This window comes from Hyphomicrobium zavarzinii ATCC 27496, assembly GCF_000383415.1.
Taxonomy (GTDB): Bacteria; Pseudomonadota; Alphaproteobacteria; order Rhizobiales; family Hyphomicrobiaceae; genus Hyphomicrobium_C; species Hyphomicrobium_C zavarzinii.
Map to the genome: position 1 here is coordinate 663,733 of NZ_KB911256.1, position 26,042 is coordinate 689,774.

At 65.1% G+C, this 26,042-nt stretch carries 22 protein-coding genes; 14 read left to right on the top strand and 8 right to left on the bottom strand.

The features are described from left to right. The first annotated feature begins 22 nt into the window (after positions 1-22). Positions 23-802 carry a hypothetical protein gene (locus F812_RS0107125; RefSeq protein ID WP_020085276.1) on the top strand — a complete coding sequence of 260 codons (780 nt, stop codon included), beginning with the start codon at positions 23-25 and terminating at the stop codon, positions 800-802. 162 nt (positions 803-964) lie between these two features. Continuing rightward, positions 965-1,669, top strand: coding sequence for a DnaJ domain-containing protein (locus F812_RS0107130; RefSeq protein WP_020085277.1), 705 nt, complete (start codon positions 965-967; stop codon positions 1,667-1,669). A 6-nt stretch (positions 1,670-1,675) separates the two neighbouring features. Here the strand turns inward: F812_RS0107130 and F812_RS0107135 are convergent, their stop codons facing one another. Further along, complete coding sequence (locus tag F812_RS0107135) at positions 1,676-2,059, bottom strand: hypothetical protein (protein ID WP_020085278.1); 384 nt, start codon at positions 2,057-2,059, stop codon at positions 1,676-1,678. 8 nt (positions 2,060-2,067) lie between these two features. Continuing rightward, positions 2,068-3,867, bottom strand: a complete 1,800-nt coding sequence (locus F812_RS0107140) for a D-alanyl-D-alanine carboxypeptidase (RefSeq protein ID WP_156827294.1) — start codon at positions 3,865-3,867, stop codon at positions 2,068-2,070. Positions 3,868-4,221: 354 nt separating this feature from the next. Between F812_RS0107140 and F812_RS0107145 the strand changes: the two genes are divergently transcribed. The 3 genes from F812_RS0107145 to clpA all read left to right on the top strand — a co-directional run bounded on the left by F812_RS0107145 (position 4,222) and on the right by clpA (position 7,635). Further along, positions 4,222-4,551 carry a phasin family protein gene (locus F812_RS0107145; protein ID WP_020085280.1) on the top strand — a complete coding sequence of 110 codons (330 nt, stop codon included), beginning with the start codon at positions 4,222-4,224 and terminating at the stop codon, positions 4,549-4,551. A 275-nt stretch (positions 4,552-4,826) separates the two neighbouring features. Continuing rightward, the gene (gene clpS / locus F812_RS0107150; RefSeq protein WP_020085281.1) at positions 4,827-5,165 is read left to right on the top strand and encodes an ATP-dependent Clp protease adapter ClpS; all 339 of its coding nucleotides are present in this window, start codon (positions 4,827-4,829) and stop codon (positions 5,163-5,165) included. 7 nt (positions 5,166-5,172) lie between these two features. After that, on the top strand, positions 5,173-7,635 hold the full coding sequence (gene clpA, locus F812_RS0107155) for an ATP-dependent Clp protease ATP-binding subunit ClpA (protein ID WP_020085282.1): 2,463 nt from the start codon (positions 5,173-5,175) through the stop codon (positions 7,633-7,635). 109 nt (positions 7,636-7,744) lie between these two features. Here clpA and F812_RS0107160 read toward each other — a convergent pair whose 3' ends face one another. The 4 genes from F812_RS0107160 to F812_RS0107175 all read right to left on the bottom strand — a co-directional run bounded on the left by F812_RS0107160 (position 7,745) and on the right by F812_RS0107175 (position 13,523). Further along, positions 7,745-8,752, bottom strand: a complete 1,008-nt coding sequence (locus F812_RS0107160) for a zinc-dependent alcohol dehydrogenase family protein (protein ID WP_020085283.1) — start codon at positions 8,750-8,752, stop codon at positions 7,745-7,747. A 157-nt stretch (positions 8,753-8,909) separates the two neighbouring features. Then, complete coding sequence (scpA, locus tag F812_RS0107165) at positions 8,910-11,081, bottom strand: methylmalonyl-CoA mutase (RefSeq protein ID WP_020085284.1); 2,172 nt, start codon at positions 11,079-11,081, stop codon at positions 8,910-8,912. 55 nt (positions 11,082-11,136) lie between these two features. After that, positions 11,137-11,604, bottom strand: a complete 468-nt coding sequence (locus F812_RS0107170; protein ID WP_020085285.1) for a hypothetical protein — start codon at positions 11,602-11,604, stop codon at positions 11,137-11,139. After that, positions 11,601-13,523 (bottom strand): methylmalonyl-CoA mutase family protein, encoded by a 1,923-nt coding sequence (locus F812_RS0107175; protein WP_020085286.1) that lies wholly within the window; start codon positions 13,521-13,523, stop codon positions 11,601-11,603. The genes F812_RS0107170 and F812_RS0107175 overlap by 4 nt, the downstream gene beginning before the upstream one ends. A gap of 351 nt (positions 13,524-13,874) precedes the next feature. On the opposite strand from F812_RS0107175, the gene F812_RS0107180 reads away from it, so the two are divergent. Then, positions 13,875-15,389 (top strand): helicase HerA-like domain-containing protein, encoded by a 1,515-nt coding sequence (locus F812_RS0107180; protein ID WP_020085287.1) that lies wholly within the window; start codon positions 13,875-13,877, stop codon positions 15,387-15,389. A gap of 86 nt (positions 15,390-15,475) precedes the next feature. Further along, entirely contained in the window at positions 15,476-16,687 is a 1,212-nt protein-coding gene (locus tag F812_RS0107185) for a hypothetical protein (RefSeq protein ID WP_026867924.1), read from the top strand. A gap of 68 nt (positions 16,688-16,755) precedes the next feature. Here the strand turns inward: F812_RS0107185 and F812_RS0107190 are convergent, their stop codons facing one another. Next, a complete protein-coding gene (locus F812_RS0107190; RefSeq protein ID WP_026867925.1) occupies positions 16,756-17,346 on the bottom strand; it encodes a superoxide dismutase in 591 nt (196 codons plus the stop codon). Between the two features lie 467 nt (positions 17,347-17,813). Between F812_RS0107190 and F812_RS0107195 the strand changes: the two genes are divergently transcribed. The 7 genes from F812_RS0107195 (at position 17,814) to F812_RS0107230 (ending at position 24,757) form a co-directional block, all read left to right on the top strand. Beyond that, positions 17,814-19,295, top strand: a complete 1,482-nt coding sequence (locus F812_RS0107195) for an efflux RND transporter periplasmic adaptor subunit (RefSeq protein WP_020085289.1) — start codon at positions 17,814-17,816, stop codon at positions 19,293-19,295. Further along, positions 19,292-20,080 carry an ABC transporter ATP-binding protein gene (locus F812_RS0107200; RefSeq protein ID WP_020085290.1) on the top strand — a complete coding sequence of 263 codons (789 nt, stop codon included), beginning with the start codon at positions 19,292-19,294 and terminating at the stop codon, positions 20,078-20,080. Before F812_RS0107195 ends, F812_RS0107200 begins: the two co-directional genes overlap by 4 nt. Further along, positions 20,077-21,309: an ABC transporter permease gene (locus F812_RS0107205; protein ID WP_020085291.1), complete on the top strand. Its 1,233-nt coding sequence runs from the start codon at positions 20,077-20,079 to the stop codon at positions 21,307-21,309. Before F812_RS0107200 ends, F812_RS0107205 begins: the two co-directional genes overlap by 4 nt. Positions 21,310-21,571: 262 nt before the next feature. Continuing rightward, positions 21,572-21,883: an H-NS histone family protein gene (locus F812_RS0107210; protein ID WP_020085292.1), complete on the top strand. Its 312-nt coding sequence runs from the start codon at positions 21,572-21,574 to the stop codon at positions 21,881-21,883. Positions 21,884-22,423: 540 nt separating this feature from the next. After that, positions 22,424-22,738, top strand: a complete 315-nt coding sequence (groES, locus tag F812_RS0107220) for a co-chaperone GroES (RefSeq protein WP_020085293.1) — start codon at positions 22,424-22,426, stop codon at positions 22,736-22,738. A gap of 36 nt (positions 22,739-22,774) precedes the next feature. Beyond that, complete coding sequence (groL, locus tag F812_RS0107225; protein WP_020085294.1) at positions 22,775-24,421, top strand: chaperonin GroEL; 1,647 nt, start codon at positions 22,775-22,777, stop codon at positions 24,419-24,421. A gap of 153 nt (positions 24,422-24,574) precedes the next feature. After that, positions 24,575-24,757 carry a hypothetical protein gene (locus F812_RS0107230; RefSeq protein WP_020085295.1) on the top strand — a complete coding sequence of 61 codons (183 nt, stop codon included), beginning with the start codon at positions 24,575-24,577 and terminating at the stop codon, positions 24,755-24,757. A gap of 15 nt (positions 24,758-24,772) precedes the next feature. Here the strand turns inward: F812_RS0107230 and F812_RS0107235 are convergent, their stop codons facing one another. Then, on the bottom strand, positions 24,773-26,041 hold the full coding sequence (locus F812_RS0107235) for a CCA tRNA nucleotidyltransferase (RefSeq protein ID WP_020085296.1): 1,269 nt from the start codon (positions 26,039-26,041) through the stop codon (positions 24,773-24,775). Position 26,042 lies beyond the last annotated feature (1 nt).

A 26,042-nucleotide genomic window follows, 5' to 3' on the forward strand; every position in this document is an offset into this window, starting at 1 on the left:
AGGGAGCCGGCGACGCGAGGCCATGACGCGCGAAACCAAAACGCCTGACATCAAGCAAGGACCTGACATCAAGCAGGGAAAAGCGCCGGCCAATGAAGCCGGTGCCGCCCGCGCACCTGCCTCCGCCACCAGCGCCGAGGTGGCCGCCTTCGTGGCCAAGGTGAAGGCCCTCGGCCCCGCCAGCGGAGCGGCCCGCGGCCGCCTCCTGTTCGCGATGGATGCCACCATGAGCCGTGCGCCCACCTGGGACATGGCGCTGGCGCTCCAGTCCGAGATGTTCCGTGCGGTGAAGGAGATCGGCTCGCTCGAAGTGCAGCTCATGTATTTCCGCGGCGCCGGAGAAGCGCGCGCCTCGCGCTGGGTCTCGAATGCGGATGCGCTCGCGGGCCTCATGCGTCAGGTCGCCTGCCACGGCGGCTTCACCCAGATCGGCAAAGTGCTGGCGCACGCACGCCGCGAGTCGGAGAAGGCCAAGATCAGCGCCCTCGTTTACGTTGGAGACGCGGTCGAGGAATCCATCGATGATCTGGCAGGGCGCGCAGGCGAACTGGCGTTGCTCGGCGTCCCGGCCTTCCTGTTCCAGGAAGGCGACGACGCGAACGCCACGCGCGCGTTCAGGGAGATTGCCCGCCTGACAAAAGGCGCGCACTGCCGCTTCGGGCCTGGCTCGGCGGCCGAGCTGCGCGCATTGCTGACGGCCGTTGCCGTCTACGCGGCGGGCGGCCAGAAGGCCCTCCAGGCCCTGCTCGGGCGGCCGGAAGGAGAGGGCGCCCGCCGCCTCCTCGGACAGATGGGCCGCTAAATCCTTGTTGAGGCCAAGATTCTCGCGTGCGATTGATCGGATACGGCGCGGCCGCGACCGAAATCTGCCAGGGTTGCGTCGGATGGAAGTGACCGGATCCGTCTACGAGATGCGCCGGTTCAGACAGAGACCGGATGAGACTTTGCCGAGAGTGATGCGCTGATGCAGTTTTTTCTACTCGGCCTTGCCGCCCTCGTCCTGGCGCTGCTGGCGGTCGGAGGCTTCACCCGCGCCAATCCGGCGGTCATGGCGCGCCAGATGCGTTTGGCTGGCGGCGCGCTGGCCCTCGGCGCGGCGACGATCTTGCTGGTGCGCGGGATGGCGGGGCCCGCGGCTCTGCTCGGCATGCTTGGCTCGTGGCTCCTTGGATGGAACGGCCAGACCCCGCGCTGGGGCGGCGGCTCCTCCACCAAGTCGTCGGGGCAGATGTCGAAAGTGACGACCGAGCACCTCGCCATGGAGCTCGATCACGATAGCGGCGCCATGTCGGGAAAGGTGCTGAAGGGCCTGTTCACCGGCCGTGACCTCGACAGCTTGAAGCCCGCCGAGGTCGCCCTTCTCTGGCACGATTGCCGCTTCGTCGATCCCCAGTCCGCTCAGCTTCTGGAAGCTTATCTCGATCGCATTCATCCGACCTGGCGAGAGGACGTCTCGCGGGGCGAGCGCGCCATGCGCGACCACGACGGGCGCATGCAGCCCGCCGAGGCTTACGAGATCCTGGGTATCGCTCCAGGCGCGAGCGACGAGGAGATCCGCCGGGCTCATCGCGATCTGATGCTGAAGCTCCATCCCGATCGCGGCGGCTCGACGTATCTCGCCGCTCAGGTGAACGAGGCCAAGGACGTGCTGCTCAACCAGCGCTCCTGAGCGCGATCACGGCAGAAGGCGGGAGAAGATCGGCCCCGGCAGCGCGCCTGCGAGCTGCAGCAAGGAGCCGAGCACGATCAGCGCGGTAGCCAGCACGAACACCTGCTTGCGGGACCTCAAGGTCGCCACATGCCGGTCGCGGGCGCTGCGCTCGGCCATCTCGTCGTGAATGCGAGCCGAGGCATCGAGGTGCGACCGGAGCTGCTCGGACGCATGCGTATGGTGATGATGGCGCAGCGAGCGCTCCCACGAGCGCTGCTTCTCGTATTCGAGCGTCGCGGTTTCATGGAAGAAGGCGAGCCACCACTCGCGCAGCAGCAGCACGAAACCCATAAGATCGATGGCGATACCGGCTGTCGAAAGCCAACTCTGCACCAGCACGCTGTCCACGGCGCCCGCTACTCCGCTTTCATCACGAAGCAGTCGATGGCAAGCCGCCGCAGCTCGAGGCAGGTGTTGGACGCGGCTTGCTCGTTGAAGTTCACGAAACGCGCCCGGTACATCTGGCGGTCCGCGCGCTGCACGGGAATGGTGACGCCCGTGTGCCCTTGCAGCAGGGCGTTTGCGCGCGTGCGCACGGCTTCGAGTTTCGTCTGCGCTTCGACTGCCGTGCTGTAGGCGCCGATCTGGATCTCATAGGCAGACCCAGCGGGAGCGCGCGCGGCCTGAGGCCCCTGGAGATGAGAGGGTGGAAGCCCCGGAGGCGGAGAAGCGGTGCGACCGGCATCGGCAACCCGCAGAGATCCCGTGTCCTGGGCCGGCGCACGATAGGCGGCCGTGAGCGCACTTGCCTGCGAGTCGAGCGTGGACGGCGGCCGCGCGGTCGCTGCGTCGGCCTGCGGGTTGGGAAGCGTGCGCGCAGTGGGCGCCCCTTCGACGATGGAATTGCGGATCAGGCTCGCGATGTCCTGCGGGCCGGGCGCGGCAGACGCTTGGACGGGCGGGGCCGCCGCCGTTGCGGACGCGTCGCCCTGGGGTTCGTTCTCCTCGGACATCGCCTCACGCAGGGCCTCGAGATCGAGGCGCGGCGGGGAGGCGAGCGGCTGCGCGGCGGCCACTACGGTTCCGCCGTTTCCGGGCGGCGCCGAAGGCGGGGCGCTGTTGGAGAGCACCTGCGCGATCTGGTCTCGCCCAGCGGGCGGCGCGCTACGCTCGGCTGCGACCTGAGGCGGGGCCGGGCGAACTGCAGGGGTGGGCGGAGGCACCTTCGCGGCGGCCTTGGCCGGGGGCTTCACTGGCTTCTCGGCGGCTTTCTTGGGCGCCTTGGTTTCCGTGGACTTGGTTTCGGTCGACCACGCGACGTCCATCGTTTCGACCGCGGTCTGCTTGATCACGGGACGAGCCGACGCGACGAGCATCTGCGAGCCCTTGCGCGTGCGCTCCGTCGAGGCGCCCTCGAGCGCCCGGTAAAGCAGCATGCGCATATGCGCATTGCGGGCCGCTGCGGTCTTGCCGCCGAACACGGCAGCCACGATGTGCTTGTTGTCTGTCTTCACTGAGGAGACGAGATTGAAGCCAGAGGCACGCGTGTAGCCGGTCTTGATGCCGTCCATGCCGGGGAAGCCGTGCATCAGCGTGTTGTGCGAGCGATAGGTCTTGCCGCGGTAGGTGAAGGACGTGAGCGAGAACAGCCGGTAGTGCTTCGGAAAATCGTCCTGAAGCCTGAGCGCCAGCGTGAGCATGTCGCGCGCCGTCGTGATCTGACGGGGGTCCGGCAGGCCCGAGGCGTTGAAGAACAGCGTCGAGCGCATGCCGATCTGCCGCGCCCGCTCTGTCATCATGCGCGAGAAGGCCACCTCGTTGCCGCCGATATGTTCGGCAAGAGCAACCGCCATGTCGTTGGCGGATTTCGTGATGAGCGCCTTGACCGCGTCGAGCACCTCGATCTCGTCGCCCGCTTCCAGCTCGAGCTTGGACGGCGCCACGCCGGCGGCCTTGGTACTGACCTTGATCTTGGTGTCGTAGCTGAGACGGCCCGCTTCGATCTCGCTGAACACCATGTACAGCGTCATCATCTTGGTAAGCGAGGCCGGATGGCGGGGCGCGTCGGCGAATTGCTCGTGCAACACCTTTCCGGTGTTGGCATCGATCACCATGGACGCGGCCTTGTTCTGGGCGCGAGCGCTCTCGGCCGGCAGGACGGCCAGTCCACATACGGCGAGCAGCAGGAGCATCGATCGGATGACGACAGTCGCCAATGAGCCCCCCTTCTCCCGTGTCGCTCGTTGTCGAAAGGTCGAAGCCGGCGCGGCGCGATGCCGGAGCCTCAACCATATCTGAACCGGGCCTCAATGCCTATTCTTCTGGGCCACTTTACGGCCGGCTTCCGTCCACGGCAGGGCAAAATCCCCCGTGGATAGAATGGGCTGCCAACCTAGCCGAGGCTTGCTTCGATAAAGTTAACGTCTCGGTCACGCTTACCACCGGATTAGCCCTTATGTTGCGACGCAACAAAAAGACTTGAAAGAATGGTGCGGTGCGCCTAACGTAATAGGACGTCGTCCGCCGAATATCGCGGCTTCTTCAACCGATTAGCAGCAGTAGGCATCCTAATGACGAACAATTTCCAGGACTTCCAGAAGTTCGGCCAGGTCAACGTCGACACTGCCCTCAAGTTTTTCGGCGATTGGAACAAGGGCTGGCAGGCAATTGCCGCCGAGATCACCGACTACTCCAAGCGCGCGTTCGAGGATGGCACGGCCACCTTCGAGAAGCTCGCCGCGGCCAAGTCCGTCGAGCAGGCCTTCGAGATTCAGGCGAGCTTCGCCAAGCGCGCCTATGACGACTACATCCATCAGATGACTAAGATTGGCAGCCTGTACACCAATATTGCCAAGGACGCGTACAAGCCCGTCGAGAAGGCCTTCCAGAACGGCAGGTAAGGCGGCTCATGGACGTCGGTTTCCGGCTCCGCAGCGACGAAATGAGAGGCCCAGGCGCTCAGCCCTGGGCCTTTTTTATTTGCCGAGGCACCCTACTTTCATTTCGCCCGATTGGTTTGATCAGCTTCATGGACCTTGCATCTCGCCCTCGGGAGGTTGCGAAGGGCATTGCTGGCGCAAGCTAGCTGCGTAACATGTAGTGAGACGAACATGGGACGCCCCCACGGGGGCACGGAACCGATCAAACGACGGGTATGATGACACTAGGACTGAGAATGGCGGGCAAGAACGGCGCCGGGAACGATCGGGGAGGCGAGGAAGGCAAAACGGGCCTCGTCACCAAGACACGGCCCAAGACCAAGAAGCCCTCTCTCTACAAAGTTCTGATCCTCAACGACGACTACACGCCGATGGAATTCGTCGTGCTCGTGCTGGAGAAGTATTTCAGCAAGGGGCGCGAGGAAGCGACTCGCATCATGCTGCACGTGCATCACAAGGGCGTCGGCATTTGTGGGGTCTACACCTATGAGGTCGCCGAGACGAAGGTGACGCAGGTTATGGACTTCTCACGCCAGCATGGCCATCCTCTACAATGCACCATGGAGAAAGAGTAGGTCGAACGTGCCATCCTTCTCGAAGAGCCTTGAATCCTCTCTGCACCGCGCACTCGAGTTCGCCAACGAGCGCAACCACGAATTCGCGACGCTCGAGCATCTGCTCGCCGCCCTCATCGATGACCGCGACGCCGCGGCCGTCATGCGTGCGTGCAACGTGGACCTCGACCAGCTCCGCGCCCGCGTGAGCGAATACCTCGACACCGAGCTTGGCAACCTCGTGCACAAGGGCACCGCCGAAGCGCAGCCGACCACCGGCTTCCAGCGCGTGATCCACCGCGCCGTCGTTCATGTGCAATCTTCCGGACGCGAGGAGGTCACGGGCGCCAACGTGCTCGTCGCCATCTTTGCCGAACGCGAAAGTCATGCCGCGTTCTTCCTGCAGGAGCAGGAGATGACGCGCTTCGATGCAGTTCAGTACATCAGTCACGGCATCGCCAAGCGTGCTGGCATGACGGAGCCGAGAGGAGTGCGCGGCGTGGACGACGAGCAGGCGAGCGAGGCGGGCGAGGAGAAGAAGCCCGGCCAGGATGCGCTCAACACCTACTGCGTCAATCTCAACAAGAAGGCGCGGGAAGGCCGCATCGATCCTCTGATCGGACGCGAGCAGGAGGTGCTTCGCACCATCCAGGTGCTGTGCCGCCGCCAGAAGAACAACCCGCTGTTCGTCGGCGATCCTGGCGTCGGCAAGACCGCCATCGCCGAGGGCCTTGCGCGCAAAATCCTGCGCGGCGAGGTTCCGGAAGTCCTGAAGCACGCCACCATCTTCGCCCTCGACATGGGCGCCCTTCTCGCCGGCACGCGCTATCGCGGCGACTTCGAGGAGCGCCTGAAGGCGGTGATGAAGGAGATCGAGAACTATCCGGGCGCCATCCTGTTCATCGACGAGATCCACACCGTCATCGGTGCGGGCGCGACGTCGGGCGGTGCGATGGATGCCTCGAACCTGCTGAAGCCCGCGCTTCAGTCGGGCACGGTGCGCTGCATCGGCTCGACGACCTACAAGGAGTACCGCCAGCACTTCGAGAAGGATCGCGCGCTCGTCCGCCGCTTCCAGAAGATCGACGTGAAGGAGCCCACGATCGAGGATTCGATCGCCATCCTGAAGGGCCTCAAGCCCTACTTCGAGGAGTTCCACAAGCTCCGCTACACGGGCGAGGCCATCAAGGCCGCCGTGGAGCTGTCGGCGAAGTACATCCACGACCGCAAGCTGCCCGACAAGGCGATCGACGTGATCGACGAGACGGGTGCCTCGCAGATGCTGGTGCCGGAAGCCAAGCGCAAGAAGAAGATCACCGTGAAGGAGGTCGAAGCCACCGTCGCGACCATGGCGCGCATCCCGCCCAAGACCGTGACGAAGTCGGACGCCGAGGTTCTCTCCAACCTGGAGAAGGATCTGAAGCGTCTCGTGTTCGGCCAGAACAACGCCATCGAGGCGCTCTCCGCCGCGATCAAGCTCGCACGCGCGGGCCTTCGCGAGCCGGAGAAGCCCATCGGCTGCTACCTGTTCTCGGGTCCCACGGGCGTTGGCAAGACCGAGGTCGCCAAGCAGTTGGCCGCCCTCATGGGCGTCGAGTTGCTGCGCTTCGACATGTCGGAGTACATGGAGAAGCACACGGTCTCGCGGCTCATCGGCGCGCCTCCCGGCTACGTTGGCTTCGATCAGGGCGGTCTCCTGACCGACGGCATCGACCAGCATCCGCACAGCGTGCTGCTGCTGGACGAGATCGAGAAGGCGCATCCGGATCTGTTCAACATCCTGCTGCAGGTGATGGACCACGGAAAGCTCACCGACCACAACGGCAAGCAGGTGGACTTCCGCAACGTCATCCTGATCATGACGACGAACGCCGGTGCGAGCGACATGGCGCGCCCGCCGATGGGCTTCAACCGCGAGAAGCGGGAGGGCGAGGACACAGAGGCCGTGAACCGTCTGTTCACGCCCGAGTTCCGCAACCGTCTCGATGCGGTGATCCCCTTCGCCGGCCTCCCGCCGTCGGTCATCGCCAAGGTGGTCGAGAAGTTCATCTTCCAGCTCGAGGCGCAACTCGCGGATCGCGGCGTCACCATCGAGCTGTCGGAAGGCGCCCAGAAGTGGATCGGCGAGAAGGGCTACGACGAGAAGTTCGGCGCCCGGCCGCTGGCCCGCGTCATCCAGGAGCACATCAAGAAGCCGCTGGCGGATGAGCTTCTGTTCGGCAAGCTCGAGAATGGCGGCACCGTGAAGGTGCTGGTGCAAGGCAAGGGCGAGGAGAGCAAGCTCACGCTCGAGGTCGTGCCAGCCGATCCCTCGAAGAAGCCGCGTCCGAAGGACGACGAGGACGAGGATGATGACGAGCCGACCGAAGCGGCCCTTGTCGAGGCTACGCCGCCCCGCAAGGCGCTTCCCGGTCCGAAGGACAAGAAGGAGAAGGCCTCCCGTTCGTCCGGCGGCGCTGTCCCGAGCGTGCCGAGGAAGAAGGAGGAGTAGAACGCTCCTCCGCCACACAAACAAAACGCCGCGAAGCTTGGGCTTCGCGGCGTTTTTCATTTCTGACCTTGAGACGCCAACAGCGCCGTAGTCCTCGTTTGGCAGGCCGCTAGATCTCGACGCAGATCTTGCCGAAGTGCTGCTGCGTCTCCTCGTAACGGAAGGCATCCGCGAGGCCCGCGAGCGGAAACGTCTTGTCGATCACCGGCCGGATGCCGGTCGCATCGAGGCCGCGCACCATGTCGAGCTGATGCTGGCGGCTGCCCACGATGATGCCCTGCAGCTTGATCTGCTTGGCCATCAGCGCGAGCGTCGGCACTTCGCCCTTCACGCCGGTCAGGATGCCGATCATCGAGATGTGTCCGCCGATGCGGCTCGCCACGATCGACTGCGCGAGCGTGCCCGGCCCGCCGATCTCGAGCACATGGTCCACGCCGCGCTTTCCGGTCCAGTTGCGCACCGTGCGGCCCCACTCGGGATCGGACTTGTAGTTGACGGTGAAATCCGCCCCGAGTGACCGCGCGCGCTCGAGCTTCGCATCCGACGAGGAGGTGATGGCCACCGTCGCGCCCATGGCCTTCGCCATCTGCAACGCAATGATCGCGACGCCGCCCGTGCCGAGCAGCAGCACGCTGTCACCGGCCTTGATGCCGCCTTCCACCACGAGCGCGCGCCAAGCCGTCAGGCCCGCGCACGGCAACGTGGCAGCCTCCGCGTGGCTCCAGCCCTTGGGAGCGTGCGTGAACCACTGGTAGGGCGTCACCACGGCCTCGCGGGCATAGCCGTCGATGCCGTCACCCGGAACGTAGGAAAAGTTGCCGTGCGGGTCGGTGCCGTCCAGCCAGAGAGGAAAGAAGCCGGAGATGACGTGATCGCCGACCGCGAACTCGGTCACGCCTTCGCCGATAGCTTCGACGACGCCCGCGCCGTCAGACATCGGAATGCGCCCGTCGGGCACGGGAATGGCGCCGGCCGCGACCGCGTAGTCGTGATAATTGAGAGAGCTCGCGTGGAGCCTGACGCGGATCTGCCCCGCGCCCGGCTGCCCCGGGTCCTCGATCTCGGCGAGTTTCAGGTGGTCGAGGTTCTGCGGCCGCCCGACTTTGATGGCTTTCATGTAAAGGGTATCCCCGTTTTGGCGTTTCTCTCCCGAAAGCCTAGACGTAGGTTGCCCCCACCCTTATTGCCACCTGCACCAAAGGCCGAAAACGCAGCCGGCCGATCATGAGGACGCCGCTGCCGGACTATGCGGCAGCGACTGGTCTGCAGGGTGATTACTCCGCCGCGGCCTTCGTGTACCCGTACTTCTCGTTGAGCTTGTTGATGAGGTCGGCGGCGGCCTTCGGGATGTTGGTGCCCGGGCCGAAGATGGCTTCCGCGCCCGCCGCATAAAGCTCTTCGTAGTCGTGCGGCGGGATCACGCCGCCCACCACCACCATGATGTCCTCGCGTCCATCCTTGGCGAGGGCGCGCTTGAGCTCAGGCACGAGCGTCAGATGGCCCGCCGTCATGGTCGAGACGCCGATCACGTGCACGTCGTTCTCGACGGCCTGGCGCGCGGCTTCGTCGGGCGTTGCGAACAGCGGCCCGATATCGACGTCGAAGCCGAGATCGGCGAACGCCGAGGCGATCACCTTCTGGCCGCGGTCGTGGCCGTCCTGGCCCATCTTGGCGATGAGAATGCGCGGGCGCCGCCCGTCGAGCTTCTCGAATGCCGCCGCCATCTGGATCACCGAGCCGACATCGTCGTTCATGGCTCCCGCCTCCGATCTGTAAACGCCCGAGATGGCGCGAACCTCTGCGCGATGCCGGGTGAACACCTTCTCCATCGCTTCCGACATCTCGCCGACGCTCGCCTTGGCGCGCGCCGCCTTCACGCAGAGGTCGAGCAGGTTCGCGTTGCCTGCCGCGCCGTTGGTCAGCGCCTGCAGCGCCGCCTGCGCCTCGGCTTCGTTGCGCTCGCCGCGCAGCCGCTTGAGCTTGGCGATCTGCTGCTCGCGCACGGAGTTGTTGTCGACCTTGAGCAGGTTGATCTTGAGGTCTTCCGTCGTCAGCAGCTTGTTGACGCCGACGATCGTCTGCTTGCCACTGTCGATGCGCGCCTGCGTGCGGGCGGCCGCTTCCTCGATGCGGATCTTGGGAATACCCGCCGCGATGGCCTTCGCCATGCCGCCGAGCTTCTCCACCTCGTCGATGTGCTTCTTGGCCTTGAGCGCCAGCTCGTAGGTGAGCCGCTCGATGAAGTGGCTGCCGCCCCACGGATCGATCGGCCGCGTGGTGCCGCTCTCCTGCTGGATGAGAAGCTGCGTGTTGCGGGCAATGCGCGCCGAGAAGTCAGTCGGCAGCGCGATCGCCTCGTCGATGCCATTGGTGTGCAGCGACTGCGTGTGGCCTTGCGTCGCCGCCATGGCCTCGATGCAGGTGCGCGTCGCGTTGTTGAAGATGTCCTGCGCGGTCAGGCTCCAGCCAGAGGTCTGGCAGTGCGTTCTGAGCGAAAGCGAGCGCTGATCCTTGGGCGCGAACTCCTTCTTGATCAGTTCCGCCCAGAGCAGACGCGCGGCCCGCATCTTGGCGATCTCCATGAAGTAGTTCATGCCGATCGCCCAGAAGAACGAAAGGCGCGGCGCGAACTTGTCGATGTCGAGGCCGCCTGCAACGCCCGCGCGCGCATACTCGATGCCGTCCGCGATGGTGTAGCCGAGCTCGAGGTCCGCCGTCGCGCCCGCTTCCTGCATGTGATAGCCGGAGATCGAGATCGAGTTGAACTTCGGCATATTGGCCGAGGTGTAGGCGAAGATGTCCGACACGATCCGCATCGAAGGCTCGGGCGGATAGATGTAGGTGTTGCGCACCATGAACTCTTTGAGGATGTCGTTCTGGATGGTGCCCGCGAGCTTAGAGGCGGGCACGCCCTGCTCCTCGCCCGCCACGATGAAAAGCGCCAGCACCGGCAGCACGGCGCCGTTCATGGTCATGGAGACGGTCATCTCCGAGAGCGGGATGCCGTCGAACAGCGTGCGCATGTCGTAGATGCTGTCGATGGCGACGCCCGCCATGCCAACGTCGCCGCGCACGCGGGGATGGTCGGAATCGTAGCCGCGGTGCGTCGCGAGATCGAAGGCGACCGACAGGCCCTTCTGTCCGGCCGCGATGTTGCGCCGGTAGAACGCGTTCGAATCCTCGGCCGTCGAGAAGCCCGCGTACTGGCGAATGGTCCACGGCTGGGTGACGTACATGGTGGGGTAGGGGCCGCGCACGAACGGCGCGATGCCCGGCCAGGTGTCGAGGAAGTCGAGTCCGGCCGTGTCGCCCTCGGTATAGACCTGCTTGACCGGAATGCCTTCCGGCGTCGTGAACACCTCGCCTTCGCCGGCGGCTTCAGCCGGGCCAGCCGCCGTGCGGGTGCCTTCGAGCGCGATCTTGGTGAAATCCGGAATGGTGATCATACCTTTAGCCATCTCTTGCTGGGCTCAGTAGGGCAATGGGCGACGACAAGTCTAATCAAGTCGGCGGCAGGATTGAACCTCGGGTTTCGCCGAGAGGAGCGCCGCGTCCGGCCAATAGCCAGAACGCCAGTCCGCCGGCCGCGCCCGAAAGCGCGTGGTAAACGCTCATGCTGGCAATTGCCGCCGCGACGAGAGCGAGGTCGGAGGGCGCGAAAACGCCCATGAAGGGCACAAACCACAGGACAGCGGCGAGCGCCCCGAGGACAACGTAGCCGGTTGGGCCGCGGCGCCCGCCGAGCAGGTGGCGCCCTGCGAGCAGGGCCGGGATCCCGGGCAAGAGCGCATAGGCGAGCCCGGCGGGGATCAGCCCGGGAAGCTCGAACAGTCCCTGCCCGAACACGAGCAGGAGGCCGGTCGCGCCAGCCGCGAGCGAGGCCACGGCCGCCGCGGCGAGACGCTGAAGCGCGCCTTCTTTCGCTCGGCCGCCGGATGTCCGCGCCGTCGTTGCCTCGAGACTGCTCATGACGTGACGCCGAGCTTCTGCTGAAGGCCGGTGAGGGTCTGCACGGCGTCCGCGCCAGAGAACAGGAACTGGTCGACGCCCGCAGCCTTGAGCGCTGCTTCCTTGTCGCCCGGCCGCCCGGCCATCAGCACGAGCTTTGCCCCGGCGGTCTTGAGCGCCTTGGCGGTCGCCTCCGCGTGCTCGGCGTAGAGGGCGTCGGAGGAGCAGATGCAGGCAGTCGTTGCGCCGGAGGCGGCGAAGGCCTTGGCGGCTTCCTCGGCCGAGGCATAGCCATCGGTCGTCAGAACGGAGATACCGCCCGCGGCCAGGTAGTTCTTGATCCACGTCGAGCGCGCCGTGTGGTCGATCACCTGGCCGAGGCTCGCCAGGAACACGACCGGCGTCTTGCCGGAGCGCTTGGTGTAGGCATCGGCGGCATCGCGCAGCGCCTCGAACGGCTCAGCCAGGCGGTGCGGTGCGAGGGGGCGCACGGCCTGCTTCCACGTGACGGGCGAAGCCGCCTCGCGCGGCGCAACGGTCACGCCGTCGTCGCCCAGCAGCGGGAACGCCGAGACGCCCGTGAGATCGGAGCGGCCCGTCGCGATTGCCTTGGCACGCGCCGAGGCATCGGCCGCGATCTTGTCCTGCACAAAGCCCTGCTCGAGCGCGGCGAGGATACCGCCCTTGCTCTCGATCTCCTGCAGCAGGCCCCACGCCGTCTTGGCCACCTCGTCCGTGAGGGATTCGATGTACCAGGAGCCGCCCATCGGATCGAGCACGCGGCCGAGCCACGACTCTTCCTGCAGCACGATCTGGATATTGCGGGCGCAGCGCCGCGCGAAATCGTCTGCTTCGCCGAGCGCGGCGGTGAACGGCAGAACCGTGATTGCGTCCGCGCCGCCAAGCACCGCGCCCGCGCAGCAGAGCGTCGAGCGCAGCATGTTGGTCCACGGATCGCGCTGCGCCATCACGCGGAACGAGGCGCGCGCCGCGATGTGCAGGTTGGCAGCCGCGTCGCCTGCGCCCGAGGCGTCCGCGATGCGCCAGATGAGGCGGCGCGCGGCGCGCAGCTTCGCGACGGTGGCGAAGAGGTCGGTATCGGCGGAGACGGCGAACGAGATTTGCTTGAGCGCCTCGGACGGCGAAACGCCGGCAGCCTCGAACGCCCGGAGATAGGCGATGAGCGTCGCGCCGAGCGCGGCGAGTTCGTAAGCCTCGGTCGCCCCGGCTTCATGGTAGATCGTGGCGTCCACGCGCACGGTGCGCGACAGCGGCGCCTTTGCGGCAGCTTCGCGCGCGAGCGCGATCGCATCGGCGAGCGCCTGCTCCAGGGAAACGGGCAGCGCGCCCCAGCGGGCGAGCGAGCCAATCGGATCGAGACCGAAAAGCACCTGCGCCGATTGCGCAGGGATGCCGAGGCCGGAGAGCGATGCGAGCAGATGGCGGGCGGCATCGGGAGCCCCGAGTCCGGCGTTGAGCTCCACCGGCGCGAGATCGAGGCGCATCCCCGAGAGGAGAGTCGTCATGTCGGCCGCGCTCTTGACGCGGCAGCCCGTCTGCCCGGGGGCTTCGACGTCGACCAGGATGCCGTTGCTGCCGCCTTCGAGCTCGGTGAGGATCTGCGTGTTGGCGCGTGCGGGATCCAGCGCACTGATCCGCTGGCGGATCTCCCAGCCGAGGCCGCGAACGGTGGAGGCCGCGCCGCGTGTGAAAGGCGCCTGGCCGGGGATCGCCGCCTGCAGCTCGGGAACGCCGTTGCTGCGCACGTAGATGGGCTCCACCCTGATCCCGTCGGCGGTGCGCGTTACGAGCTTCTTCTCGAAATCGGCGCCCTTGATCGCCTTATCGACGAGGGCCAGCCACTGCTCGCGGGTTGCTGCTTCGAAATCTGACGCAAGGGGTGTTGCAGAAACGCCCTGGGCAGGGTTAGCGGCCGTCATGTGGATTTCGGTCCTCCGTTGATCGGGCGGGTTTTTTCTGAAGCACCGCGGTGGGGTCTCTTCCTTGCGTGATTTCTATAGGGAAAAGCGTTCGCGCGCGCACGCAGAAAGCGGTTTTTGTGACGAAACCGCGACGGTTCGGCGCGCCTGAATTAGCGATCTTGCGGTGCCCGGAGCAACCGCGCCAACGGAATTTCCCCAGCTTGACGAGGAGGCTCATGCAACTGAATTTGCAATGAGACCAGAGCCATGCAAAGAGGGCCAAAGGTGCAGAGGGACCCGAGTCGGCCGACCGGCGTTCTGGCTGAAGTTGGGTTTGCGCCGGTCGCGGATGTCAATTCGGAGAGCGGGATGAGCCAGTCGGTGCTTGCGGACGGAAAGATCTTTATCGGCAAGAGCACGAAGCCCGAATACCTCGAGTTGCGCTTCGCAAACCGCCACGGCCTCATCACGGGCGCCACCGGCACCGGTAAAACGGTAACGTTGCAGGTTCTGGCGGAAGGGTTTTCCGCCGCCGGCGTTCCCGTTTTTGCGGCCGACATCAAAGGCGACCTCTCGGGCTTGGCCGCCGTCGGCGAGCCCAAGGACTTCCTGGTCAAGCGCGCAGCCGAGGTGGGCCTCGACGGCGACTGGAAGCAGCGCGCCTACCCCACCATCTTCTGGGACGTGTTCGGCAAGGAAGGCCATCCGATCCGCGCCACCGTGCTGGACATGGGTCCGCTCCTGCTGTCGCGCATGCTGGAGCTCAACGAGGTGCAGGAAGGCGTGCTCAACATCGCCTTCCGCGTGGCCGCCGACGAGAAGATCCCGATCCTCGACCTCAAGGATCTCCGCGCCATCATCTCGAATGTCGCCGAGCGCTCGAAGGAGCTGGTTCAGAAATACGGCAACGTGGCGACGACCTCCGTCGGCGCCATCCAGCGCCGCCTGCTGGTGCTGGAGGAGCAGGGCGCCGACCAGTTCTTCGGCGAGCCCTCGCTCGACATCAAGGATTTCATGCGCGTCGCGCCCGACGGTCGCGGCGTCGTGAGCATTCTCGCGGCCGACAAGCTGATGGAGAAGCCGCGCCTCTACACCACGTTCCTGCTCTGGATGCTGACCAAGCTGTGGCAGACGCTGCCCGAGGCGGGCGACCTGCCGAAGCCCAAGCTCGTCTTCTTCTTCGACGAGGCGCATCTGCTGTTCAACGAGGCGCCGAAGGCATTGCTCGAACGTATCGAGCAGATTGCGCGACTCATTCGTTCCAAGGGCGTCGGCGTCTATTTCATCACCCAGAACCCGCTCGACGTGCCGAACTCGGTTTCGGCCCAGCTCGGCAACCGCGTCCAGCACGCACTGCGCGCGTTCACGCCCCAGGAGCAGAAGGCGGTGAGGGCAGCCGCCGAAACGTTCCGCAAGAACCCCGCCCTCGACACCGAGCGCGTGATCCTTGAGCTTAAGGTCGGCGAGGCGCTGGTCTCGACTCTCGAAAACAAGGGTGAGCCCTCCATCGTCCAGCGCACGCTGATCCGTCCGCCCGAAGGCCGCGTCGGCCCCGTCTCCGCCGACGAGCGGCTGAGCGTCGTCGAGTACAGCCCAGTCTACGGCAAGTACGAGGAGGCGATCGATCGCGAGAGCGCGCACGAGATCCTCACCAAGCGCGCCGACAAGACGGCCGAGGAAGCCGGCGCCGGCAGCGGCGGAGGATGGGGTGACATCATCTTCGGTGGCGGCGGCGCGAGCGGATCGGGCGGCACCGGAAAGGGCCGTCCGCGTCAGGGCATGGGCGAGATGATCGGGCGGGATCTTCAGCGCTCGATATCGCGGACCATCGCCACCACGATCAAGAACATCATCGTGAAGTCGATTACGGGCCGCAGCCGCTGAGAGAGAGGCTGCGCGAACGAGGAGAGTGGGTTGCGTAGCAAGGGCGTCGAGACGCCGTTTAAGCTGCGAGGCTCGAGGAAACAGACATGGCACGCATCCTCATCTGTCATGTGCCAAAAGACGGAAGCGTCGCCAGAGACCTGGGAGCCGCGCTCATGGGGCGCGGTCACTTCGTCTCGTTCGATGGCGAGCCTGACACGCTGCGCCCGGAGCGCGCCTCGCGTCTCAGGCAGTTCGAGGCCGTGATCGTCGTCTGGACGGAAACCTCCGCCCAGAGCAACGGCCTGGCGGAAATTGCGCGTGAGACGCTGCCTCTCAATCTCCTGATCCCCGTCCGCGCGGACGATCTGGAGACGTCGCGGCTGCCGCTCATGTTCCGCAAGCTCAATATGCTGGCCCCGCGCGATGTCGATGGCATCGCGCGCCTTGTCGCGCGGCTGAGCACGGCGGCCTCGTCTCTGCGCGACATGGCCGAGCGCGAGCAGATAAGGCGCTCCGCCGCCCCCGCGCAGCACGCGCCCGAGCAGCCGCGTACCTCCGCCCGTCCGCCGCCTCTCCCGAAGGCGCCGGATCGTACCGCCGCCGGCGGCTCTTCCGATCGCTATGCCGCAAAGCCCATCGTCGAGCCCGCCATGGCCCGGCGCGCCCGGCCTCTGTTCGATCTGCCGGAGGTCGAGGCGGATCTTGCCTCCGTCGTGCCGCGGCGAGATTTCGCGCTGGAGCCTCCGCGCGTCCGCGATCCGGCTCCCCCGCAGCGTCCTGTCGCGCGTGCGCCGCAGGATCGCCCCACCGCTCCGGTCGTCACGGCCGAGGATCTGGCGAAGGCGGTCGACAACGGCCTGCTCGTTTACCATATCCCCGAGGCCATGTGGCTGGGCGTGCCCACGACGGTCGAGCTGACGCTGGGGCGAGACATTCTCGCGGGCCTCATGCAGGCGGAGGTCGGGCACGGCGGCATCGCTGGCGAGGACCGCCAGAGCGTTGAGACCTTGTCAGTCAGCCTCTACGGCAATGCGGACGCGTTCGAGATCGAGCGTCAGTCCGAGCGCACCCAATTCGTCAGTACGAGATACGCGCAGTCCGTTCGTGATCCGGCGACCTTTGGGCGCTGGGCGTGGCTCGTCACGCCGCGCGCGGCCGGCCCTTATGAGCTCGTGGTGAGGATCTCGGCGCTCCTGCGCGATCATCACGGCGTGCCGGCGCCCGTGGCGCTGCCGGATCGCCGCTTCGGGATCGAAATCCGGGTTCCGCAAGGTGAGAGCCTCGTCTCCGCGCTTGCTGGCTGGCATCGCCGCTGAGCGGACAAAGAAAAAGCGCGGGCCCTTTCGGGTCCCGCGCTTCAGAACGAAGGAAGCGGCCCTGCGCGTTAGCCGGCCAGCTCTTCCACGTGCTCCCAGTTGACGAGATTGTCGAACCAGGCCTCGAGATACTTCGGGCGCGCGTTGCGATAGTCGATGTAATAGCTGTGCTCCCACACGTCGACGCCGAGGATCGGCTGCGCGCCGTGCATCAGCGGGTTCTCGCCGTTGGGCGTCTTGGTCACTTCGAGCTTGCCATCCTTGATGGCGAGCCAGGCCCAGCCCGAGCCGAACTGCGTCACGCCGGCGTTGATGAAGTCGGCGCGCACCTTGTCGAAGCCGCCGTAGCCGTCCACCAGCTTCTGGATCGAGCCCGGAAGCTTGTTGCCGCCGCCGCCCTTCTTCATCCACTTCCAGAAGTGGATGTGATTGTAGTGCTGGCCAATGTTGTTCACGAGCGGCTGGTTCTTGCCGTCATAAGCGGCCTTGCAGATCTCCTCGATCGACTTGCCCTCAAGGCCCGACCCGACGATCAGCTTGTTGCCGTTGTCCACGTAGGCCTGATGATGCTTGTCGTGATGGAACTGCAGCGTCTCGGCCGACATATAGGGGGCCAGGGCATCATACGCGTAGGGAAGTTCGGGGAGCTTGAAAGTCACGGCGGGATACTCCGTCTAGGGCGCGTCCGAAAAGGAGCACGACATTAAGTAAGGACGTGGGGCCGGCACGCCATTCAGGGAAGAAGGAGCGGACCAGCCTTTGGCGGCGTTCAGTTCGCCCAATGCCTACCGGCTCAGGAGGTTCCATTCAAGCTTTGTCATGGAGAATACGGTCGGCGGACCGGAAGGCCCCTGTTGGGCCCAAAAAGATAGGGGTGCACCGACCCTGAACGGTGCACCCCCGTGGATCACGCCGGGGAAGATAGGATCTCAGGGTAAGGGCACGTTAGCCCCCGTCCGCTGAACCGGTTCTGAATGGCGCATTCACCTGCGGTTCATTGTTGTGGCGATTTTGGGCCCGGCGGCTGCAAAGCGGCAGAAAGCCCCGCGGGCGCGACGGAAGTTTCGTCCCAGTCCGTCTTCCACTAGGACTAGTGGCACATATATCAGTCGGACCGGCCAAAGCGATGAAAAGACCTTTCAGCTCCCTGTTCACCCTTGCGGTCCCCGTGGCCGCGCTCGGTCTTGCCGTTGTATGGATGCTGGGCCTCAACACGCGCACCGCCGGCAATATCGTCTACGATACGGTGCCTGCCTCCAAGGGACAGATCCGCAAGATCGTCTCCACCTCCGGTCCCGTGCGCGCCCTCGTGACCGTGAGCGTCGGCTCGCAGCTCTCCGGGCAGGTCGACGACGTCCGGGTCGATTTCAATAGCGAGGTTAAGCCGGGCGACATCCTGGCAACGCTCGATTCCAAGACGTTCGCGGCGAAGGTCGAGCAGGCCAAGGCAGACCTCGCCGCCGCAGAGGCCGCGCTTGCGAACCAGGAAGCGGCGATGCAGAAATCCAAGGCCGTGTTGCAGGCTGCGGAAACGAACGTCGCGCGCCAGGAGGCCTTGGCCGAGAAGCGCCTGTCGCCCCAGCTGACCTACGAGACGGCGTTGCGTGACCGCGACGTCGCGAAGGCGGACATCGCCGTGGCCGAGGCGCAGGTCGCGAGCGCACGCGCAACCATCCAGCAGCGCAAGGCCGCCCTCGATCAGGCGTCCATCGATCTCGAGCGTGCGGAGATTCGCTCGCCCATCGACGGCACGGTGATCTCCCGCACCGTCGATCCCGGCCAGACGGTTGCCGCGAGCCTGCAGGCGCCCGAGCTGTTCAAGATCGCCCAGGATCTCTCCCGCATCCGCATCGAGGCCCAGGTGAACGAGGCCGACGTAGGTGCCGTCGCGGAAGGCAATGCAGCGACGTTCACCGTCGACGCCTATCCCGATCGGCAGTTCGAAGGCCGCGTCACCCAGGTGCGCCTAGCCGCCACCGAAATCAGCAGCGTCGTCACCTATACCGTGATCATCGAAGCCGCCAACGATGGCCGCAAGCTGTTTCCCGGCATGACGGCCAACGTTATGATCATTTCCGCCACCCGCGATGGCGTGCTGCGCGTCTCGAACGATGCGCTTCGTTTCAAGCCCAAGATCCCCCGTGCCGATACGCAGGGCCGCGGCGCCAATCGCGGTTCGGGCGGCGGAGACCGCACCGGCCGCATGCTGGAGCGCCTCAACACCGAGGTCGGCCTGACCGACGAGCAGCAGACGGCCGTCAAGGACGCACTCGCCAAGCTCGGCCAGGAGACGCGCGACAGCGCCCAGGGCGGCGGTCTCATGTCCGGCCCCGGCGATCCGATCGTGTTCCGCCAGAAGGCGACCGCGCGCATCGAGCAGGCGCTCGGCCCCACGATGACTGAGGATCAGCGCATCAAGTTCCAGCGCTGGAAGGACGGCCGCGAGACTGCCCGCTTCGCAACGGTATGGGTGCTCGGAAAGACTGGAGTGCCCGAGCGGCGCAACATCCGCACCGGCATTGCCGACGACCAGTTCATCGAGGTTCTGGGCGGCGATCTCAAGGAAGGCGAGCCCGTCATCTTGCGTGGCCGGGACGTGAAGTCATGACCGTGATCGAAAGATCTCCGTCATCGGTCCCGGGGCGCGAGGGGGCTTCGTCCGCAACGCCCCTCATCTCGGCCCGCGACCTGAGCAAGATCTATCGGGTGGGAGAGCAGGACCTCGTTGCCCTCGACAAGGTGTCGCTCGATATCGCGGCTGGAGATTTCGTGGCGATCATGGGGCCCTCCGGCTCCGGCAAGTCGACCATGATGAACCTCATCGGCGCGCTCGACGTGCCGACCTCTGGAAACCTCGTGATCGACGGACGCGACATCGGCAGCCTCTCCGCCGACGAGCTTGCCGATCTCAGGAACCGCTCGATCGGCTTCGTTTTCCAGCAGTTCAATTTGCTGCCGCGCACCAGCGCACTGAAACAGGTCATGCTGCCGCTTCTCTACGCGCACCCCCGTCCCGAGAACATGGAGGAGATGGCGCGCCGCCGGCTGGAGCAGGTGGGGCTGGCAAGCCGCATGGACCACACGCCACGCCAGCTTTCAGGCGGCCAGCAGCAGCGCGTCGCCATCGCGCGCGCCATCGTAAACAATCCGAAGATCCTGCTTGCCGACGAGCCGACCGGCGCCCTCGACACCAAGACGTCGGAAGAGATCATGCAGGTCTTCACGGCGCTGAACCGAGAAGGCATCACCGTCGTTCTTGTCACCCATGAGCCGGAGATCGCGCTCTGGGCCGGGCGGCGCATTACGTTTCGCGATGGCCGCATCATCGACGACGTTCGGCAGACGCCGATCACCGCAGCCGCACCTCCGCCAGCCGGAGGCCAGCCGCAATGAACATGTGGGACTCGGTGCTGATCGCCGTCAACGCGCTGCGCGTCAATCTTCTGCGCTCCGTGCTCACCACGCTCGGCATCGTCATAGGCGTGGCGTCCGTCATCATCCTGGTGGCCGTCGGCACCGGTGCATCCAGCGAGGTGGACCGCCAGATCAAGGCTCTCGGCACCAACATGCTGGTGGTTTTTCCGGGATCGAGCCGCGTGCTCGGGCGCTCCCAGGGCGCCGGCACCGATATCCCGCTCTCGGAGGGAGACGTGACGGCCATCCGCGACAAGGTGCCGGGCGTCGTGGCCGTCTCGGGCCAGATCACCGAAACCGCCCCTATCGTGCGCGGCAACACCAACTGGACCACGACGATCAGCGGCGTTCATGCGGAGTATGGCTTCATTCGCGACTGGCCGGTGGAAAGCGGCCGCGAGCTCGAGGCGAACGACGTCAGGAGCGGAGCCAAGGTGGCGATCATCGGCAAGACGGTTGCCCAGGAGATCTTCGCCGGCGAGAACCCGGTCGGGGCGGCCGTTCGCATCAAGAACGTTCCCTTCGAGGTGGTCGGCGTTCTCACGTCCAAAGGTCAATCGGCCATGGGTCGCGACCAGGACGATATCGTCCTCATTCCCATTTCGACGGCCCGCGCCCGCATTTCCGGAAAGAGCCAGATTCAAAACGACAGGGTCGGGCAGATCTATGTGAAAATCGACACCGATAGCGATCTGGCCGTCGCGCAGGAGGATATCGAAAACCTGCTGCGGCAGCGCCGCAAAACAACGCGTGGCGCCGAGAATACCTTTTCTGTCCGCAATCTCTCCGAAACCATGAAGGCGAGAACGGAGGTGCTCACCACGATGAGCTACCTGCTGGCCGCCACCTCCGTCATTTCGCTCATCGTCGGTGGTATCGGCATCATGAATATCATGCTGGTGTCGGTGACGGAGCGCACGCGCGAGATCGGCCTCAGAATGGCGGTCGGAGGCCGCCGGCGGGATATCCTGCTCCAGTTTCTGGTCGAAGCCGTTTCCCTTTGCCTGTTGGGAGGGCTGATCGGCGTGGCCATTGGCGTTTCCGCCTCCACCATCATCGCTTTCGTGGCGGATTGGCCGGTTCTCGTCTCCCCGGCGGTGCTCGGCGGCGCCATGGCCGCGGCGGCGGCAACCGGAATATGTTTCGGATTGTTTCCGGCGCGGCGTGCCGCCCATCTTAATCCGATTGATGCGCTGCGAAGCGAATAGAGCGGTTTGCTATTCTTCTTCGCCTTGACGAAACCGCCGGAAATCTTTTACTGAACGGCACTGCGATGCGGCAGAACACTCTGCTTGGTCGCAACGTATTTCTCACCCGCGCAAGTTGCGAAAGTTTGTGGGCGTCCCTTTCATCAAGGACAGCTTTTTATCCATTTTGCAGATTTCGCATGCGTAGCGGAATTTGTCGCTCTATAAAGCGCCTATCGAACAGCCTTTGTGCGGCCTGGACGACGCATCAACGGAGTAACTAATGGCAAGCATCAACTACGATAAGATGTCGGTGAAGGAGCTGACGGATCACATTGCGCGCGCGCAGAAGGCGCTGAACGCGGCAAAGGATCGAGAGCGCTCCGAGCTGAAGCACAAGATTGCGTCTTTGGCTGAAAATGCGGGCTTTTCTGTTGGTGAGCTGTTCGGTGCGCGCGGCCGCGGCAAGGCCGTCGCCGTTAAGTACATGAACCCCGACAACCGCTCCGAGACCTGGACCGGCCGTGGCCGCAAGCCGAATTGGCTGGTGGCAAAGCTGAGCAAGGGTGCGAAAATCACCGATTTCGCTGTCTGATTTTTCTTGGTCGTAGAAGAGATTTAACGTGCGCCGCCGTAACCTCATTCGAAGGTCGGCGGCGCGTCGCTTTTAATGCGGCTCCTCGCGGCGATTGGACGCATAAGGAACATTGCGGAGCCGTCGAGTTGCTCTCGGATTGGCCACCCCCTTGGCAGGGCTGGCTGCGGATACAAGGACTCCGAAATAAAGGACGGGTTGGAGCATAAAAAGCGCGGGTATTTTTTACTCCGCCGACAAGGCGAGATGGCCATACTTCGGCCGCGCCCATTTCGGATCTGATCCACCCCACCCAGGGCTCGCGCATTGCCGGCTCAAGCAGGCCGGAAACGCCGAAGCGGGGACCGCCGGTAGGGCTCTCGAAAGAACGTTTAGCACTCACCGCTTGACACTGCTAGTACCCGTCCTCATATAGGCGCTGCGCAACGGGCGATCCTCCCTGACAGGACGCTGGCGCGTGCAACCTTCCAGGCGGCGACACCCGACCGTCCGCGGAATTTCTGCACAATATCAACAATTTCGTATCATGAGGGTTTACCCATGAAGTTCCGTCCCTTGCATGACCGCGTTGTCGTGAAGCGCGTCGAAGAGGACACCAAGACCGCTGGCGGCATCATCATTCCCGACACGGCCAAGGAAAAGCCCCAGCAGGGCGAAGTCGTCGCTGTCGGCCCTGGCGCCCGCGATGACCAGGGCAAGATCGTTGCCCTCGAGGTGAAGCCCGGTGACCGCGTTCTGTTCGGCAAGTGGTCCGGCACCGAGGTCAAGATCGACGGCGAGGATCTCCTCATCATGAAGGAGAGCGACATCCTCGGCATTCTCGAAGGCAAGTCGTCGGCCAAGAAGGCTGCTTAATCGAAATCCCCCCAAATTTCTAACGGAGTGCCAAAGATGGCAGCTAAAGACGTAAAGTTTTCGCAGGACGCTCGCGAGCGCATGCTGCGCGGTGTCGACATCCTCGCCAACGCGGTGAAGGTGACGCTCGGCCCCAAGGGCCGCAACGTCGTGATCGAGAAGAGCTTCGGCGCCCCCCGCATCACCAAGGACGGCGTGACGGTCGCCAAGGAGATCGAGCTCGAGGACAAGTTCGAGAACATGGGTGCGCAGATGCTGCGCGAGGTCGCGTCCAAGACCGCTGATCTCGCTGGCGACGGCACCACCACCGCCACCGTTCTCGCTCAGGCGATCGTCAAGGAAGGCGCCAAGTCGGTTGCAGCCGGCGCCAACCCGATGGACCTGAAGCGCGGCATCGACCTCGCTGTCCAGGCCGTCGTCGACGAGCTCAAGGCCAAGGCGAAGAAGGTCACCTCCAACGACGAGATCGCCCAGGTCGGCACCATCTCCGCCAACGGCGACACCGAGATCGGCGCCAAGATCGCCGAGGCCATGAAGAAGGTCGGCAACGAGGGTGTCATCACCGTCGAAGAGTCGAAGAGCCTCGAGACCGAGCTCGACGTCGTCGAGGGTATGCAGTTCGATCGCGGCTACCTCTCGCCCTACTTCATCACCAACGCCGACAAGATGATCGCGGAGCTCGACAGCCCGTACATCCTCATCCACGAGAAGAAGCTCTCGGGCCTCCAGGCCATGCTGCCCGTGCTTGAGGCTGTGGTTCAGACCGGCAAGCCGCTCCTCATCATCGCTGAGGACGTCGAGGGCGAGGCGCTTGCCACGCTCGTCGTCAACAAGCTGCGCGGCGGCCTCAAGGTCGCGGCCGTCAAGGCTCCGGGCTTCGGCGATCGCCGCAAGGCCATGCTCGAGGACATCGCGATCCTCACCGGCGGCACCGTGATCTCCGAGGACCTCGGCATCAAGCTTGAGACCGTGACGCTCGACATGCTCGGCCGCGCCAAGCGCGTGTCGATCGACAAGGAAAACACCACCATTGTCGACGGCTCGGGCAAGAAGGCCGACATCGAGGCCCGCGTGAAGCAGATCAAGGCTCAGATCGAGGAGACCTCGTCTGACTATGATCGCGAGAAGCTGCAGGAGCGCCTTGCCAAGCTCGCTGGCGGCGTGGCCGTCATCAAGGTCGGCGGCGCCACTGAGGTCGAGGTCAAGGAGAAGAAGGACCGCGTCGACGACGCGCTCCACGCCACCCGCGCGGCTGTCGAGGAAGGCATCGTTCCGGGCGGCGGCGTGGCCCTGCTCCGTTCGATCAAGGCCATCGACGCGCTCAAGGTCGAGGACGAGGATCAGAAGGTCGGCGTCAACATCGTGCGCCGCGCTCTTCAGGCTCCGGCCCGTCAGATCTTCCAGAACGCGGGCGAGGACGGCTCGGTCGTCGTTGGCAAGATCCTCGAGAACTCGAAGTACAACTTCGGCTTCAACGCTCAGTCGGGTGAGTACGTCGACCTCGTGTCGGCTGGCGTCATCGACCCCGCCAAGGTCGTCCGTTGCGCGCTTCAGGACGCGGCCTCTGTCGCTGGCCTCCTGATCACCACCGAGGCGATGGTTGCCGACAAGCCCAAGAAGGACGCGCCCGCCATGCCGATGGGCGGCGGCGGAATGGGTGGCATGGGCGGTATGGACTTCTAATTTAAGGAAGTTCACGCCTCGCTGCGATGCGAATGAAGGCCGGAGCGGTTCGCCGCTCCGGCCTTTTGACGTTCTTGGGCCCTCTTGCGATCGCGGGCAGGAGCCCCACATGCCAAAGTCAGTGAGATCTGAAACGAGCAAAGGGAGGTCACCATGCTCGCAATCGAGATCGAGGAGCACGCGCGCAAGCTGATGGAAGTGCAGGGCCCGAAGGCCATTGCCGACGCCGCGCAGAAAGCCCGCACCTTCGAGGAGCAGGGTGCGGCGGAGCAGGCTGTGACCTGGCGCAAGATCGAGCAGGCCATGCTGCGCCTTCAGGGCCCGCGCGCGAAGTAGTCCGCGGCCTGCGGCCTACGTTCTATTCGCTTTGACAAGGTCGGAAAGCGCACGCGCAAGCAGAAGCTCGTCTTTCGGAAAATCTTCCGAGATCCACCAGTCTTCGAACGCGCGCACGACGCGCCCGATGGCCGGACCTTCGGAGAGTCCCACCTTCAGCAGGTCCGCGCCGCGAACCGGAAGCGTGGGAACCCGCCATCGGTTCGGCAGCACGAAGCGTCCGCGCCACCCGGAGTCGTCCGCGGCTGCTCCGCTCCGTGCCCACGCGAGAAGAACGCCGTCGCGAAAAGCCTCGACACCGAACCGGTAGAGATAGGCGCGTGCCTCGCGCTCCGCCGTGTCTGGGTGAAAGGCAGGTTCAGGGAGAGCGAGCCGCGAGAGCCGGTCCGCCTCCGCGTTCGAGAGGCGAAGCCTTGCGGCTAAGTCTGCAAGCACTCGCCCCGGCCTCGGATGCGCGAGAGCCGCGAGCCCGAGCACGGGATCGTTGTCGCGGGAAAGACCGGCCTCGATAGCGCAAAGCTTGGCGAACGTCGGCACGTCGCCCTCCGCACCGACGAGCTTCTGCACGAGACCGGCGTCCGCCATCACGGCAACAGTTTCCACCGCATGGGGTGCCGCGAGCAGCCGAAGCAGTTCTGCCCGGATGCGCTCGGCCGAAAGCTGATCGAGACCGGACGCGAGCGCGATCGACGCGGCGAGGCCGTCGGCGTCGGGCCGGCCCGATGCATATTCGGCCGTGAAGCGGAAGAACCGCAGAATGCGCAGATAATCCTCGCGAATACGGTCCTCGGCATTGCCGATGAAGCGAACGCGGCGTGCGAGCAGGTCCTCGTATCCGCCAAGCGGATCGTGAACGGTGCCGCTCGCGTCGCAATAAAGCGCGTTGATGGTGAAGTCGCGCCGCTGCGCGTCCTCGGCCCAGTCCGTGGTGAACGTGACGCGCGCCTTTCGCCCGAAGGTCTCGATGTCCCGCCGGAGCGTCGTCACCTCGATCGGCTGATGGTGGGCAATGACGGTGACAGTGCCGTGCGCCAAGCCGGTCGGCACGGCGCCGAGCCCGGCCGCTTCCGCGATCCGGATAACGTCGTCGGGGAGCGCAGTGGTGGCGATGTCGACGTCCTTCACGGGCTTCCCGAGCAGTGCGTTGCGGATCGCTCCGCCCACGACGCGCGCGCCGTATCCGCCCTGCTCGAGCGCGCCGAGCACGGCCCGCGTGCCTGCGCTCGAAAGCCACGGAGCACCCGCGAGGCTCGGGGGCACGGGATCACGCGTGTCGCTGCTCATC

What these genes read in the sequence shown, in the direction of transcription:
- F812_RS0107125 (WP_020085276.1), top strand. Translation starts at nt 23, where the DNA reads ATGACGCGCGAAACCAAAACGCCTGACATCAAGCAAGGACCTGACATC.
- F812_RS0107130 (WP_020085277.1), top strand. Translation starts at nt 965, where the DNA reads ATGCAGTTTTTTCTACTCGGCCTTGCCGCCCTCGTCCTGGCGCTGCTG.
- F812_RS0107145 (WP_020085280.1), top strand. Translation starts at nt 4,222, where the DNA reads ATGACGAACAATTTCCAGGACTTCCAGAAGTTCGGCCAGGTCAACGTC.
- clpS (WP_020085281.1), top strand. Translation starts at nt 4,827, where the DNA reads ATGGCGGGCAAGAACGGCGCCGGGAACGATCGGGGAGGCGAGGAAGGC.
- F812_RS0107160 (WP_020085283.1), bottom strand. Translation starts at nt 8,752, where the DNA reads ATGAAAGCCATCAAAGTCGGGCGGCCGCAGAACCTCGACCACCTGAAA.
- scpA (WP_020085284.1), bottom strand. Translation starts at nt 11,081, where the DNA reads ATGATCACCATTCCGGATTTCACCAAGATCGCGCTCGAAGGCACCCGC.
- F812_RS0107170 (WP_020085285.1), bottom strand. Translation starts at nt 11,604, where the DNA reads ATGAGCAGTCTCGAGGCAACGACGGCGCGGACATCCGGCGGCCGAGCG.
- F812_RS0107175 (WP_020085286.1), bottom strand. Translation starts at nt 13,523, where the DNA reads ATGACGGCCGCTAACCCTGCCCAGGGCGTTTCTGCAACACCCCTTGCG.
- F812_RS0107180 (WP_020085287.1), top strand. Translation starts at nt 13,875, where the DNA reads ATGAGCCAGTCGGTGCTTGCGGACGGAAAGATCTTTATCGGCAAGAGC.
- F812_RS0107185 (WP_026867924.1), top strand. Translation starts at nt 15,476, where the DNA reads ATGGCACGCATCCTCATCTGTCATGTGCCAAAAGACGGAAGCGTCGCC.
- F812_RS0107195 (WP_020085289.1), top strand. Translation starts at nt 17,814, where the DNA reads ATGAAAAGACCTTTCAGCTCCCTGTTCACCCTTGCGGTCCCCGTGGCC.
- F812_RS0107200 (WP_020085290.1), top strand. Translation starts at nt 19,292, where the DNA reads ATGACCGTGATCGAAAGATCTCCGTCATCGGTCCCGGGGCGCGAGGGG.
- F812_RS0107205 (WP_020085291.1), top strand. Translation starts at nt 20,077, where the DNA reads ATGAACATGTGGGACTCGGTGCTGATCGCCGTCAACGCGCTGCGCGTC.
- F812_RS0107210 (WP_020085292.1), top strand. Translation starts at nt 21,572, where the DNA reads ATGGCAAGCATCAACTACGATAAGATGTCGGTGAAGGAGCTGACGGAT.
- groES (WP_020085293.1), top strand. Translation starts at nt 22,424, where the DNA reads ATGAAGTTCCGTCCCTTGCATGACCGCGTTGTCGTGAAGCGCGTCGAA.
- groL (WP_020085294.1), top strand. Translation starts at nt 22,775, where the DNA reads ATGGCAGCTAAAGACGTAAAGTTTTCGCAGGACGCTCGCGAGCGCATG.
- F812_RS0107230 (WP_020085295.1), top strand. Translation starts at nt 24,575, where the DNA reads ATGCTCGCAATCGAGATCGAGGAGCACGCGCGCAAGCTGATGGAAGTG.
- F812_RS0107235 (WP_020085296.1), bottom strand. Translation starts at nt 26,041, where the DNA reads ATGAGCAGCGACACGCGTGATCCCGTGCCCCCGAGCCTCGCGGGTGCT.